Source organism: Streptomyces sp. NPDC031479 (genome assembly GCF_055581065.1).
Map to the genome: position 1 here is coordinate 1 of NZ_JBVIKC010000086.1, position 13,293 is coordinate 13,293.

The following is a 13,293-nucleotide window of genomic DNA, read 5'->3' on the forward strand; positions in this document are numbered from 1 at the left end:
GTGCTCCCCTTTTCCCCCCCCACCCCCCGGAGGGGAAAAAAAAAAAAACCCCCCCCCCCCCCCCCCCCCCCGCTGTTTCCCCCCCCCCCGCCGCCGTTCGTGTCGGCACCCGTACGGAGCCCGCTCCCTGGCGAGGCCCCCTGGCGGGGTCCGGCCGACGGGGTCAGGCTCCGGCGGGTCCGGGGGATCCGAACCACCTGGTCAGGGACTCGGCGAGTCCGCGCAGCGCGTCCGCCCGGTCGCCGTCGGCGTCCTCCGCCCAGGCGGTGCACCCGTCGGGGCGCACGAGCAGCGCGGCCGGCGCCGGTCCGGCGGGGCCGGCGGCGGTGACCACCCGCACCCGGTCCCCGTACCCGTCGGCCACGGCCCCGAAGCCCGCGTCCTCCGAGAGGTCCAGGAGCAGGGCCCGCCCGTCGTGCATCAGGTCCGCGAGCCGGCGCCCGTCGGCCAGTTCGAGGTCGGGGGCGCTGCGGCCCACCAGAGGGTGACCGCCGGGCAGTTCGTAGCGCTGCCACACCCCGGAGATCTTCTTGACGAAGTAGGTGGTGCCGGTCACGGTCGCGGTCAGCTCGCCGACCACGTCGCGCAGGGCCCGGGACGCGGGCTCCGGCCGCATCAGGGCGATCTGCGCCCTGGTCCACTGGAGCACCCAGGCCCCGATCGGGTGCCGTTCGGCGGTGTACGAGTCGAGGAGTCCTTCGGGAGCCCGGCCCCGGACCACCGCGGCGAGCTTCCAGCCCAGGTTCACCGCGTCCCCGATGCCGAGGTTCAGCCCCTGTCCGCCGAACGGCGAGTGGACGTGCGCCGCGTCCCCCGCGAGCAGTACGCGGCCCGAACGGTAGTCCGAAGCCTGGCGGGCGTTGTCGGTGAAGCGGGTGGCGGTGTGCACATCGGTGACCGTGACGTCGGCCGAGCCGGTGACGTGCCGCAGGCTCTTCTGCAGCTCCTCGGCGGTGACGGGCGCGTCGCGGTCGGCGGGCGGTCCGTCGAACTCGACCGTGAGGATGCGGCCGGGGACGGGGCCGTGGACGTACGTCCCGGTGTCGGTGTGGTGCCAGCCGGTCTTCAGGGCCTCGGCCCCGGTCATGCTGACGACGGCCTGGTGGCCGGTGATCTGCGGATCCGTTCCGGGGAAGGCGAAGCCCGCGAGCCTGCGCACCGTACTGCGGCCGCCGTCACAGCCGACCAGCCAGCCCGCCCGTATCTTCCGGTCCGGGCCGCCGCCCACCGGGGCCGCGCGGACCTCGACCCCCTCGTCCTCGGCGTCGAAGCCCGTCAGTTCCACGCCCCGGAGCAGCTCGACGCCGAGCCGCGCGGCGCGTTCGGCGAGCACCCGCTCGATGTCCTGCTGCGGTACGAAGCCCACCTCGGAGGCCGGACCGGCGTGTGCGAAGTCGGGGTCGGCCTCGTCCAGGAAGGTGCCGTCCAGCATGATCCCGCCGAAGTGGGCGGCGAACCGGGGCGGCGTACGAGGGGGCCGGGCGTCCTGGGAGCCTCCCGGCCGGTCGCGCATGAAGGTCCGGAACTGTTCGAGGGCGCGCTGCTGCACCTCGGCGAGCGCGGGCAGCATCCCGCGCCGGTGGAAGGCCTCGGCGGTGGGCGTGTTGATCGCCCCCGCCTTGATGGTCGGGTCCACGTCGGTGCGGCGCTCCACGAGGACCACGCGGGCCCCGCCGAGCCGGAGTTCGCAGGCGAGCATGAGCCCGACGGGGCCGCCGCCGGCCACCACCACGTCCGTGTCCGTGCCCGCTTCCGAGGCGGGGGCCGTGTGTGCGTCTGTGCCGAAGTCCGAGTCCATGCTTTGACTATAGTCACTAAAAGTTTGTAGTCGCTATAGTTATCCGCATGGAACACGAGAAGGGCGCGGGTCCGGCGACGGGCTCGCTGCGCGAACGCAAGAAGCGCGAGACCCGGCAGCGGATCTCCGACGTGGCGACGACGCTGTTCGCGGCGCGCGGTTTCGACCACGTGACCGTGGCCGAGGTCGCCAAGGCCGCGCAGGTCTCGACGATGACGGTGTTCAACCACTTCCCGCGCAAGGAGGACCTCTTCCTCGACCGGATCCCCGAAGCCGTCGAGCTGTTCTCGGACGCGGTGCGCGACCGTCCGGACGGCACGCCCCCGCTGACCGGCCTGCGGGAGCTGCTGCTCAGGCTCCTCGACCAGGGCCACCCGCTGGCGGGCGTCGGCGACACCTTCCCGCACTTCTGGCGGATCGTCCTCGGCTCACCGGCGCTGCGGGCACGGGCGCGCGAGGGCGTCGAGGAGCTGGAGGACGCGCTGGCCGAGGCGATCGGCGGCCCCGGGGCCCGGCTGACGGCGGCCCTGACCGTGGCCGCGTACCGGACCGTCTACGTCACCACGGCCGGGCGGCTGCTCGCCGGGGAACGCGCGGCGGACATCGCCGAGGACCACCGCGCACGGGTCAACGCCGCCTTCGACGCGCTGGAGCGGGCCCTGCCCCCGGGGGCTTGAGGTTGTGGGGGAGGCCTGCCGTACGGGGCTCCCCGCCCGCCGGGCTTCCCGCCTGCGGGAGCCCCGATTGGGCGCGAGCCCGGACCGGGGCTGAGCCTGAGCCCTGACCTGCGGGGTGCTCCGTCCTGCGGTGAGCCCCGCCCGCGTGAGCTCCCTCCTACGGAGAGCCCTGACCGCCGTGGGCCCCGCCCCGCGGGGTGCCCCGCCCGTGCACGGGGCCGGAGTCCGGCACCGGGTCGCGCCAGATGTCCGGCAGCACGGTCCGTACCCTGCGGCCCACCTGGTCCAGTTCCTGCGCCTCCGACTTGCGCACGCACAGCGCCACCGCCGTGTCGGTGATGCGCAGCCCCGGCAGCCGCCGCGACAGGTCGGCGGTGTAGCGGGACAGCTCCTCGACGGTGCGCAGCCGGGCGCTGATCATGAAGTTCCAGGGGCCGCTGACGGACATGCAGGTCCGGGTCTCGCGCAGCCCCGAGGCCACCGCCGCGCAGTCGGCGACCTCGTGCTCCGGCACCTCCGCCCACAGCGTCGCCGACACCGGCCAGCCGGACAGCCCCGAGGCCATCGCGCAGCTGTAGCGCAGGCCCTGCCGCGCTTCCAGCCGTCCCAGCCGGCGCCGTACCGTCGACTCGCTCATCCCCGACTCCCGGGCCAGCGAGGCCACGCTGCGGCGCGCGTCCGAAGCCAGTGCCAGCATGAGGGTCCGGTCCTCCTCCAGCATGACCGCCGGCCCCGGCGCCGAGGCGGAGACCGGGGCGGCAGTCCGGCGGGTGCGCCCCGTCAGCCGGTCGGTCTGGGCCGGCGTCAGCTGGTCCAGGCGCCAGCGGTCGGGGGCGGTGTGCACCGCGGTGACCATCGAGGAGCGGGTGCCGCTCACCCCGGGGATCCGCTGCACGCGGAACTGCAGGTAGCGGTACAGCGTGTGCAGGTCGGGCACGGCGACGAAGAGCAGCAGGTCGCGGCCGCCCGTGGTGTGCTCCACACCCATGGTGTGGGGGTCCGCCACCAGGCAGGAGCCGACCGTGGGGGAGGCGCCGGGCGCGCAGGTCACCTCCACCCACGCCATGCAGGGGGCCTGGGTGCCCGTCCGCAGCCCCAGGCCCGTGATCCAGGCCTCCCCGGCGGCGGTCATCCGGTCCCAGCGGCGCGCGAGGGTGTCCGGCCGGGCGCCGAGCACCGGTGCCAGCCGCTCCCAGCTCGCACGGGGTGCCAGCTGGAGCGCGTGGACCAGCGCCCGGTCGGTGTCGTCGATGGCGGAAACGGCGGAGTTCATGCCTTCCCCTGGTGGTTCTCCCGGTCACCGTCCGGTCGACCGGACGCTCGGCTGATGATCTCTCTTTGTGTGCTGAACTGTTGAATCAAACAGCAGTGCACACCTCGGCGAGAACAGCGGGAGGACGTGTGGGGGAGCCCGGCACGAGTGTGCGCCAGTCGGTGCCGGCCGAACTGTCCAGTTTCATCGGCCGGGAGCGCGAGCTGAGCCGTACGGCGGCCCTGCTCGCCACGGCCCGACTGGTCACCCTCACAGGACCGGCCGGCATCGGCAAGACCCGGCTGGCCGTACGCACCGTCCGCACCCTGGGCCGGAGCCAGGGGGTCGACGTGGTCTGGGCCGACATGGTCGGCGTGCCCCCGAACGGCAGCGGGGCGCTGGAGGCGGAGCTGGTCCGGCGGCTCGACCGCCGCGAGGCCCTGCTGGTGCTCGACGGCTGCGAACAGCTCGGCGCGCAGGCCGGACCGCTGGTGTCCGCGCTGCTGGTACGGCTGCCCCGGCTGCGGATCCTGGCGACCTCGCAGCGCGCCGTCGGGCCGGCCGGGGAGGCCCTGCTCGCCGTACCGCCGCTCGCCGTACCGCCGCTCGCCGTACCGCCGGCGCCCGTACCGCCGGCGCCCGTGCCGGACGACGTCGCGCCCGATCCCGCCCGGCGGGCCGTGGCCGAGGTCGCCGGGTACGAGGCCGTACGCCTCTACGAGGAACGGGCGCGCGGTGCCCACCCCTTCTTCGAGCTCACCGAACGCAATGCCGGAGCCGTCGCCGCCCTGTGCCGGGCCCTCGACGGGATCCCCGGCGCGCTGGAACTCGCCGCCGGGCGCGCCCACCGGTACGCACCCGCCGAGGCGCTGCGCCGGCTCACCGCCGACCCGCTGGGCTTCCTCTCGGGCGGCGCCGGCCGGGCCGGCGGGGCGGACGCCCTGCGCACCTGCAGCCTCGCCCCGCCGGACGAACAGCTGTTGTGGGAACGGCTCTCGGTCTTCGCGGGCTCCTTCGACCGCGACGCCGTCGTCGAGGTGTGCGGCTTCGGCCCGCTCACCCCGCGGCGGGCCGCCGAGGCACTGGAGCGGATCACCCCCGCCCTGCTGGAGGACGCCGGGCACCCGGGCCGCCACCGGCTGCCGCTGTCCGTACGCGCCCTCGCGGCCCGGAGGCTCGCCCTCGCCCCGAACGGCGACGGGGCGACCGCGGCACGCCGTCACCGCGAGCGGTACCGGGCGACGGCCGAGCGGGCCGCCCGGCTGTGGCGGTCGGGGGCGCAGCGGGAGGCGCGCGCACTGGCCGTCGCGGAACTGGCGGAGCTGCGCGCCGCGATGAACCCGCTCACCGCGGCCGGCCCCGGGGGCGCCCTGGAGATCGCCGTGTCGCTGTGGTTCCTGTGGTCGCCCTGCGGGCTGGTCGTGGAGGGGCGGCGGCACCTGGAACGGGCCCTGGCCCTGCACCCGGCGCCCCGGCCCGCCCGGGCGCTGTGGCTGGCCGCCTGGCTGGTGGCGAGTTCCGGCGAGGCGGAAGCCGCCGATCCGTTGCTGGTGGAGGCCTGGACCGCGGCCGTGCAGGAGGGAGAGGACGCCTGCGTGGCCTACCTGGCGCACCTGCGTGGGCTCGTCGCGCTCTGGCGGGACCGCCCCTGGGAGGCGGCCGCCGAATTCCGCGAGGCACTCGAACTGCTGCCCCCGGAGCCGGAGTTCGGACCGGGACCGGAGGCGCTGCGGGCGGCCCTGACGATGGCGCTCGCGCACACCGACCCGGCGTCCGTCCCCGTCGAGGACGGCCCGCCGGACGGGCCGGTGGACCTGTGGGCCCGCTCCTGGACCGGATACGCCCACGCCCTGGTCCAGCGCCGCGAGGGCCGCCCGGCGCTGGCCCGCGCCGAACTGCTGCGCGCCCTGGAGATCCAGCTGCTCCTCGGCGACGGGCTCGGGCAGGCGCTCTCGGCGGAGCTGCTCGCCGAACTGGAGGCCGACGCGGGCTGCTACGAGGAGTCCGCGCGGCTGCTCGGAGCGGTCGCCCGCATCCGCCCGGCCAGCGCCTGCCTCCCGCGGGCGGAGCGGGTCCTACGGGCCCGGATGGACCCGGAGGCCTTCCGGGCGGCGCTCGCGGAGGGGGCCGGGACCCCGCTGCGGACCCTCCTCCCGGAACTCTGATCCCGGCCGCCGGACGGTCCGCCGACGGGTCCGCCGACGGGTCCGCCGACCGGGGTCCGGGCCGGTCCCCGGCGGGCCCTGGGCCGGGTGTCGACGGGCGGGGCCCCGGGGGCTCCCGGGCCCGGAGTTGCCGCGCCGATCCCGCGTACGCCGTATACGACGCGGAAAGACATCGCATGAGCCCACCCACCCCGCCGAACGGACAGGTGGTACAGCCATGTCGCAGCTCCCCCAGCTCTGGATGCGCAGCGAGACCCGACCCACCGAGCGCCGCGCACCGCTGACCCCCGAGGACGCCGCGCGGCTCGTCCGGCAGGGCGTACGGATCACGGTGGAGGAGTCCGGCCACCGGGTCTTCCCGCTCGACGCCTACGCGGCCGCCGGCTGCGCCACCGCCCCGGCCGGGTCCTGGGCGGGGTCCGCGCCCCGGTCGGCGTACGTCCTCGGTCTCAAGGAACTCCCGCCCACACCCGAGCGGCTGCACCACCGGCACGTGTACTTCGGGCACGCCTACAAGGGGCAGGCGCAGGGCCCCGAGCTGCTGAGGCGCTTCGCGGCCGGCGGCGGGACCCTGTTCGACCTGGAGTACCTCGCCGACGCGCAGGGCCGCAGGCTGGCCGCCTTCGGCTACTGGGCCGGGTACGCGGGCGCCGCCCTGGCCGCACTGCACGCGCGCGGCCGGCTCACCGCTCCGCTGGCCCCGCTGCCCCGCGCCGAACTCGACGCGCGGCTGCGCCGGGCCCGCGAGGGCCGGCCGTTACGGGCCCTGGTGACCGGCGCGGGCGGCCGCAGCGGACGCGGGGCCCGCGACGCCCTGATCACCGCCGGGATCCGGCCCACGCTCTGGGACCGGGCCGCGACCCGCGATCTGGACCGGGCCGCGCTGCTCGGCCACGACATCCTGGTCCACGCGGTCCTCACCACCCGCCCGGCGCCGCCCTTCCTCACCGCGGCCGACCTCGACGCCTCCGCCGGGACCCGCCGGCTCTCGGTGATCGCCGACATCACCTGTGACACCGGATCCCCGCTCCACCTGCTGCCCGTCTACGACCGCCTCACCGACTGGACGGCCCCCGCCCGCCGGCTGCCCGGCGGCACCCCCGCGCTGGACGTCATCGCCATCGACAACCTGCCCTCGCTGCTCCCGGCGGAGGCGGCCCGCGCCTTCTCGGCGGACCTCCTGCCCAAGCTCCTCGCGCTGCACGCGCCGTCCCCGGACCCGGACTGGCTCCGCTGCCGCGCGGCCTTCGCCACGGCCCTGGCCGCCCTCCCGAGCGGCCCGCGGCGCGCGGCGTAGACCGCTCCGGCGCCTCGGTGCCTCGGCGGGGACCCGGAACGCGTCCATGGCCTCGGCCGGGGCGCCGAAGCTGATCATCGAGTACGGGCCGGGGATGGGGCCGTCCGCCTCGATGTCGACGGAGATGTACAGGCTCGGACGTGCGGGGCGTGCGGGACGGGCTGTCATGACCAAGAGGATGGCAGCCCGCCCCGTTCACCTCATCCGCTTTACGGGGCCGGTGTCAGGTACATCCCGGTGTGGTCGCCCCCGGCGGTGTTCTTGCAGCTCGAACCGGAGTTCGCGGGCTGGGCCACGGCCAGGGCCAGGCAGCGCCCGACGGCCAGCTGGCCGTAGTAGTTCGGGTGCATGGACTCCTGGATCGGCCCCTGGGTCTCGTTGTTGTCGATCCAGCGCGCCCACTCGCTCGTCTTCGCCGAGGCGGGGACGGTCGAGCTGACCAGCTTGCTGGCCTTCGCGCACACCTCGCGCCCCTGGAGCATGTCGCGCAGGTCGAGGAACTGGACGCCCTTGGCCGTCGCGACGCCCTTGATGCGGTCCGAGAGCTGCGGTACGAGCGAGTCGCGCGCCCAGTCCGAGTCACGGTTCCAGAAGGGACAGCCACCGGTGTTGAGCCGGCTCCAGTCGCTCTGGGTGTACCGGTTCTCCGCGCCCCGGGGGATCGGCGACGGGTACGACTGCAGCACGATCCGGTACGAGGAGTCCGCGTAGCCGGCCCCGCGCATCACGGCGCGGATCTCGTCGACGGACTTGCCGATGCCCGCGACCACCCCGTCGATCTTCTGGTCGACGACCTGCTGCTGGTCGTCGTAGCAGTACGAGTTCCAGAGGACGAAGTCGAGCGCGCAGTCCTTGATGATGTCGGCGAAGCCGAGGTCGTTGCCGCCGATGGACAGGGCGATGACCTTCACGTTCTTGGCCGCGGCCACGGCCGCGAGCTGGTCGGCCTGCGGGGCCTCGCCCTTGAAGGCCACGCCGCCGTTGGAGGCGCGGAACACGTTCTGCGAAGTGGCTCCCGAGCAGGCGAGGTTGACGGCCACGTCGGCGACGGCGCCCGCGCTCAGCACCTCGGCCGAGTCCGAGCGGTCGCACCCCATGGCGGTCGTGCCGTACACCTTGGCGGGGTCGTAGGAACTGCCGCTGACCCACGCCCGGTCGGTGCCGTTCCTGCTCCCGCTGTTGGTCAGGCTGTTGCCCTTCCAGCGTCCGGCCTCGCCGGAGATGTAGCTGTCGCCCATGGACACCACGGCGGTGGGCCCGGTCCCCGGGCTGGCGGCCGACGTTCCGGCCCCGGCGGCCAGCAGCGCGCCTGCGGCGAGCGGTACGGCCATCGCGGCGCCGGCCAGTCGTCGCACGCGGCCGCGGGCGGCGGCCCTGTCCTTGCCGGCCTTGCGGAATCCGATCACTGCGGAACTCCTGCGGTCGGCCACGCCGGAGCCGCCGAGGAAACGCTGGGCGGCAACTCCGGTGCGTGGCTTGGAAAGTGGGGGTACCGCCGGCGCCGGTGGCATCGGAAAGGTGACACGCCCCCGCTTGTTACCGCTAGGTACAGCAAGGTTACGATGAAGTAACGGCCGACCATTCGGTCGGTCCTCGACCGGCCCACGACCGGTCCACGACATGGCTCCGCCCCCGTCGCCTCGGTGGCGACGGGGGCGGAACCCGGCGTTCGACTGCTGTGCGTTTCAGCCGAAGGCCCAGGTCAGCCGATCAGCTGGTCGTATGCGGGGAGGGTCAGGAAGTCCGCGTAGTCGGCGTCCAGGGAGACCTGCAGGAGGAGGTCGTGGGCCTGCTGCCACTTGCCGGCCGCGAAGGCCTCCTCGCCGACCTCGGCGCGGATCTTGGCCAGTTCCTCGGCGGCGATCTCGCGGGTCAGCTCGGCGGTGGCCGTCTTGCCGTTCTCGAACACGACTCCGGCGTTGATCCACTGCCAGATCTGCGAGCGGGAGATCTCGGCGGTGGCGGCGTCCTCCATGAGGCCGAAGATGCCGACGGCGCCGAGGCCGCGCAGCCACGCCTCGATGTAACGGGTGCCGACCTGGACGGCGTTGACCAGGCCGTCGTAGGTGGGCTTCGCGTCGAGGGAGTCGATCGCGATCAGCTCGCCCGGGGCCACCGAGACGTCCTCGCGCAGGCGGTCCTTCTGGTTCGGCTTGTCGCCGAGGACGGCGTCGAAGGAGGCCATCGCGATCGGGACCAGGTCGGGGTGGGCGACCCAGGAGCCGTCGAAGCCGTCGTTCGCCTCGCGGTCCTTGTCGGCCTTGACCTTCTCGAACGCGACCTTGTTGACCTCGGCGTCCTTGCGGGACGGGATGAAGGCCGCCATGCCGCCGATGGCGTGCGCGCCGCGCTTGTGGCAGGTGCGGACGAGCAGCTCGGTGTAGGCGCGCATGAAGGGGGCCGTCATGGTGACCGCGTTGCGGTCCGGCAGGACGAACTTCTCGCCGCCGTCGCGGAAGTTCTTCACGATCGAGAACAGGTAGTCCCAGCGGCCCGCGTTGAGGCCCGCCGCGTGGTCCTTGAGCTCGAAGAGGATCTCTTCCATCTCGTAGGCCGCGGTGATGGTCTCGATGAGGACGGTCGCGCGGACGGTGCCCTGCGGGATGCCGACGTAGTCCTGGGCGAAGACGAAGATCTCGTTCCAGAGGCGCGCCTCCAGGTGCGACTCCGTCTTCGGCAGGTAGAAGTACGGGCCCTTGCCGAGGTCGATCAGGCGCTGCGCGTTGTGGAAGAAGTAGAGGCCGAAGTCCACGAGGGAGCCCGAGGCGGGGCCGCCCTCGAAGCTGAGGTGGCGCTCCTCCAGGTGCCAGCCGCGCGGCCGCATGACGACGGTGGCGAGCTGGTCGGCGGGCTTCAGGGCGTACGCCTTGCCCGTGCGCGGGTCGGTGAAGTCGATGCGGCGCTCGTAGGCGTCGATGAGATTGAGCTGGCCGAGGACGACGTTCTCCCAGGTGGGAGCCGAGGCGTCCTCGAAGTCGGCGAGCCAGACCCTGGCGCCCGAGTTGAGGGCGTTGATGGTCATCTTGCGGTCCGTCGGACCGGTGATCTCCACGCGGCGGTCGTTCAGCGCGGCCGGGGCAGGCGCGACCTTCCAGTCTCCCTCGCGGACCTGTGCGGTGTCCGGGAGGAAGTCGAGGGTGGAGGTCCGGGCGATCTCGGCGCGCCGCTCGCCGCGTCGGGCGAGGAGCTCGGCGCGGCGGGGGGCGAACCGCCGGTGGAGCTCGGCCACGAAGGCGAGGGCCGCTTCGGTGAGGACTTCGTCCTGCCGGGGCAGGGGCTCGGCGTCGACGATGGCCAGCGGGGACGGCGCTGGTGCGGACATATCTGTCACTCCTTCAGCGGCGGTGCCTGGCGGCCGCGGGGAATGCTCGCGCGAGACGGCACGCAGTGCCGTCGGGTGTGGAGAGTTCCGGATAACGGTCGCGGGCGCCGTCTGTGGTTCAGGGCGCTTCTGACCAGTGGATAGTAATTTCCTCATGGTGGAAGTTCAATGGTTTGTTGATGTCGAGATTCTCTGAGTCGACAGATTCCGATCACCCGTGGCCCTCAGTGCCATAACGGTCACAGCCCGCTCAAGTGATGCCCAAGCGCTCCTCAAGCCAGACGTGCCAGGTCGGGCGGGGTGTCGATGTCGAAAGGGGCGGCGACGTCCCCGCACTCCACCAGCATGACCTCCTCCGCGTGCTCCTTCAGATGGACCCGCGCGCCCCGGTCCCCGGTCGCCGTCGCCACGATGTCCGGCCAGCGGTCCGCCCCGAACAGCACCGGATGGCCGCGCTCCCCGTCGTACGAGGCGGCCACCAGACTCGTCGGGGAGCGGTACGCCTCCCGTACCCGGGCCACCGCCTCCGCCCCGATGCCCGGCTGGTCCACCAGCGACACCAGGGCCGCGCCGGCTCCCGTCCCGGCCAGGGACGCGAGGCCGACCCGCAGGGAGGAGCCCATGCCCTCGGCCCAGTCCGGGTTGTCCACCACCACGCAGCCGCTCAGGTCGGCCCGCTCCCGGACCTCGGCCGCGGAAGCGCCCAGCACCACGTGCACCGGATCGCAGCCGGCCTCGCGCAGCACGCGCACGGCGTTCTCGACGAGGGGCCGGCCGCGGTAGGGGAGCAGGGCCTTCGGCCGCCCCCCGAGCCGGCGGCCGCCGCCGCCGGCCAGCAGCAGACCGGCGACCACCGCCGCCGCACCCGGGCCCCGCGCGCCGGTCAGTGGGGCTGTGGAACGGTCGGGGCGGCCGCCGGGGCTGCGGCCGGGATCCTGCTCTGTTTCCGCTGGCATGGCTGCGATTCTCGCTCCTCACCCGCGCCGCGCGGCCGCCGCGCCAGGAGGGCGCCCACGGCGGCCAGGGCCGCCCCGATCCGCAGCGGCCGGGAGATCCGGTTCTCGGCGCGCAGCAGCAGGGCGCGTTCGTCACGGTCGGTGAACACCTCGGACGGCATGATGGCTTCTCCTTGCCAATCGGGGGCCAATACGGCGAGTCTGGACCTTGATTGGCCTGGCAGGCAGAGCCAATCGGGGGAGGTTGGCATGGCATACGGGCGAGTGGTCCATACGGCGGACAGGATGATCGGCAGCCGCCAGCTCGCGGCCATGCTCCCGGCCGAGGTACGGGCCCGCCCCGGCTACCGCTCCCTCGCCGACGCCCTGCGCACCCTGATCCTCGACGGCCGGATCGCCCTGCACGTACGGCTGCCCGCCGAGCGCGAGCTGGCCGAGGGGGTCGGAGCCAGCCGGGCCACCGTCACCGCCGCCTACGACCTGCTCCGCGAGAGCGGCTACGTCCGCAGCCGCCGCGGCTCCGGCACCTGGACCGAGCTCCCCGACGGCCACCGCCCGGTCGGCGCCCACTCCATCGTCGGCGCGGGCGGCTTCAACGCCGACGGCGACCCCGGCATCGACCTCGCCATCGCCGCCATGGGCGCCCCCGAGGGCAGCCTCACCGAAGCCCTGGCCTGGGCCGCGCCCCGGCTGCCCGCGCTCGCCCGCAACCCCGGCTACCACCCCTTCGGCCTGCCCGACCTGCGCGAGGCCGTCGCGGACCGCTTCACCGGGCGCGGCCTGCCCACCCGCCCCGAGCAGATCCTGGTCACGGCCGGGGCCCAGCAGGCCTTCGCCCTGGTCGTCAGCCTGCTCTGCCGCCCCGGGGACCGGGTGGTCACCGAGAACCCGACCTACGCCAACGCCCTCGACGCCCTGCGCCACGCCAGGCTGCGCACCGGCTCCTTCGCCGTCTCCGACCGGGGCTGGGACATGGACGTCGCCGAGTCCACGCTGGGGCAGACCGTGCCCAGGCTCGCGTACGTGATCCCCGACTTCCACAATCCGACGGGCGCCCTGATGCCCGAGCGGGAGCGGCTGCGGCTGCTCGCCGCGACCCGGGCCGCCGGCACCTGGCTGGTGGTCGACGAGACCATCGCCGACATCGCGCTGGACGTGCCCGCGCCCGCGCCGCTGGCCTCCCTCGGCGGGCGCACCGGCGCCGAACACGTGATCACCATCGGCTCGCTCAGCAAGACCCACTGGGGCGGCCTGCGGGTCGGCTGGATCCGAGCCACCGCCAAGCTGATCACCGAGCTGGCGGCCGTCCGCGTGTCCGCCGACATGACCGGCTCCGTGCTCGACCAGGTCGTCGCCCTGCCCCTGATGGAGCGGCTGGACCGGACCCTGCCGGCCCGGCTCGCACAGCTGCGGAGCCAGCGCGCGGCCCTGGCCCAGTCCCTCCAGCGGCACACCCCCGAATGGTCCTGGCGGCTGCCGCCCGGCGGCCTGTCGCTCTGGGTGGACCTCGGCGAACCGGTCAGCTCCGCGCTCGCGGAGCGGGCCGCCGCCGCGGGCGTGCACATCGGCCGCGGCGCCCGCTTCGGGGTGGACCCGGGCACCTTCGAGCACCGCCTGCGCATCCCGTACACCCTGCCGGCGGACCGCCTCGACCAGGGCGTGCGCCTCCTCGCGCAGGCCTTCCACGACGGGGTTCCGCTGGCCCCGGGGGTGGAGCGCCCGTACTGGGTGGCCTAGTAGTGCTTTGTTAGCCGGTCTTGTCACCTTGGGTGTTCGGTAGTTCGCTGGCGGTATGAGGGCTGGGGAGCTTGCGATGGTGCGGGGCC

At 74.2% G+C, this 13,293-nt stretch carries 10 protein-coding genes; 4 read left to right on the forward strand and 6 right to left on the reverse strand.

Annotated features, from left to right (window positions below):
* Positions 1–163: 163 nt before the first annotated feature.
* Positions 164–1,798 (reverse strand): FAD-dependent oxidoreductase, encoded by a 1,635-nt coding sequence (locus tag ACZ5D2_RS40270; protein WP_371675883.1) that lies wholly within the window; start codon positions 1,796–1,798, stop codon positions 164–166.
* Between the two features lie 47 nt (positions 1,799–1,845).
* Between ACZ5D2_RS40270 and ACZ5D2_RS40275 the strand changes: the two genes are divergently transcribed.
* Positions 1,846–2,475, forward strand: a complete 630-nt coding sequence (locus ACZ5D2_RS40275; protein WP_371675882.1) for a TetR/AcrR family transcriptional regulator — start codon at positions 1,846–1,848, stop codon at positions 2,473–2,475.
* 157 nt (positions 2,476–2,632) lie between these two features.
* On the opposite strand, the gene ACZ5D2_RS40280 is transcribed toward ACZ5D2_RS40275, so the two are convergent.
* The gene (locus ACZ5D2_RS40280; RefSeq protein WP_371675881.1) at positions 2,633–3,748 is read right to left on the reverse strand and encodes an Lrp/AsnC family transcriptional regulator; all 1,116 of its coding nucleotides are present in this window, start codon (positions 3,746–3,748) and stop codon (positions 2,633–2,635) included.
* A 149-nt stretch (positions 3,749–3,897) separates the two neighbouring features.
* Here ACZ5D2_RS40280 and ACZ5D2_RS40285 point away from each other — a divergent pair, with 149 nt between their 5' ends.
* Positions 3,898–5,892: an ATP-binding protein gene (locus ACZ5D2_RS40285; RefSeq protein ID WP_468936671.1), complete on the forward strand. Its 1,995-nt coding sequence runs from the start codon at positions 3,898–3,900 to the stop codon at positions 5,890–5,892.
* Between the two features lie 217 nt (positions 5,893–6,109).
* Positions 6,110–7,189: a Rossmann-fold NAD(P)-binding domain-containing protein gene (locus ACZ5D2_RS40290; protein ID WP_371675879.1), complete on the forward strand. Its 1,080-nt coding sequence runs from the start codon at positions 6,110–6,112 to the stop codon at positions 7,187–7,189.
* A 209-nt stretch (positions 7,190–7,398) separates the two neighbouring features.
* Here the strand turns inward: ACZ5D2_RS40290 and ACZ5D2_RS40295 are convergent, their stop codons facing one another.
* The 4 genes from ACZ5D2_RS40295 to ACZ5D2_RS40310 all read right to left on the reverse strand — a co-directional run bounded on the left by ACZ5D2_RS40295 (position 7,399) and on the right by ACZ5D2_RS40310 (position 11,628).
* Positions 7,399–8,700 (reverse strand): GDSL-type esterase/lipase family protein, encoded by a 1,302-nt coding sequence (locus ACZ5D2_RS40295; protein ID WP_371675878.1) that lies wholly within the window; start codon positions 8,698–8,700, stop codon positions 7,399–7,401.
* Between the two features lie 191 nt (positions 8,701–8,891).
* On the reverse strand, positions 8,892–10,511 hold the full coding sequence (aceB, locus tag ACZ5D2_RS40300) for a malate synthase A (RefSeq protein ID WP_371675877.1): 1,620 nt from the start codon (positions 10,509–10,511) through the stop codon (positions 8,892–8,894).
* 272 nt (positions 10,512–10,783) lie between these two features.
* A complete protein-coding gene (locus ACZ5D2_RS40305) occupies positions 10,784–11,467 on the reverse strand; it encodes a nucleotidyltransferase family protein (RefSeq protein WP_468936676.1) in 684 nt (227 codons plus the stop codon).
* Positions 11,395–11,628: a hypothetical protein gene (locus tag ACZ5D2_RS40310; protein WP_371675875.1), complete on the reverse strand. Its 234-nt coding sequence runs from the start codon at positions 11,626–11,628 to the stop codon at positions 11,395–11,397. Before ACZ5D2_RS40310 ends, ACZ5D2_RS40305 begins: the two co-directional genes overlap by 73 nt.
* Positions 11,629–11,716: 88 nt before the next feature.
* Between ACZ5D2_RS40310 and yczR the strand changes: the two genes are divergently transcribed.
* Complete coding sequence (gene yczR, locus ACZ5D2_RS40315; RefSeq protein WP_371675874.1) at positions 11,717–13,204, forward strand: MocR-like transcription factor YczR; 1,488 nt, start codon at positions 11,717–11,719, stop codon at positions 13,202–13,204.
* Positions 13,205–13,293 lie beyond the last annotated feature (89 nt).

Bases quoted from the DNA above. Each gene is read 5' to 3' on its own strand.
- ACZ5D2_RS40295 (WP_371675878.1), bottom strand. From the start codon at position 8,700: ATGCCACCGGCGCCGGCGGTACCCCCACTTTCCAAGCCACGCACCGGA.
- ACZ5D2_RS40290 (WP_371675879.1), top strand. From the start codon at position 6,110: ATGTCGCAGCTCCCCCAGCTCTGGATGCGCAGCGAGACCCGACCCACC.
- ACZ5D2_RS40280 (WP_371675881.1), bottom strand. From the start codon at position 3,748: ATGAACTCCGCCGTTTCCGCCATCGACGACACCGACCGGGCGCTGGTC.
- aceB (WP_371675877.1), bottom strand. From the start codon at position 10,511: ATGTCCGCACCAGCGCCGTCCCCGCTGGCCATCGTCGACGCCGAGCCC.
- ACZ5D2_RS40305 (WP_468936676.1), bottom strand. From the start codon at position 11,467: ATGCCAGCGGAAACAGAGCAGGATCCCGGCCGCAGCCCCGGCGGCCGC.
- yczR (WP_371675874.1), top strand. From the start codon at position 11,717: ATGGCATACGGGCGAGTGGTCCATACGGCGGACAGGATGATCGGCAGC.
- ACZ5D2_RS40270 (WP_371675883.1), bottom strand. From the start codon at position 1,798: ATGGACTCGGACTTCGGCACAGACGCACACACGGCCCCCGCCTCGGAA.
- ACZ5D2_RS40310 (WP_371675875.1), bottom strand. From the start codon at position 11,628: ATGCCGTCCGAGGTGTTCACCGACCGTGACGAACGCGCCCTGCTGCTG.
- ACZ5D2_RS40275 (WP_371675882.1), top strand. From the start codon at position 1,846: ATGGAACACGAGAAGGGCGCGGGTCCGGCGACGGGCTCGCTGCGCGAA.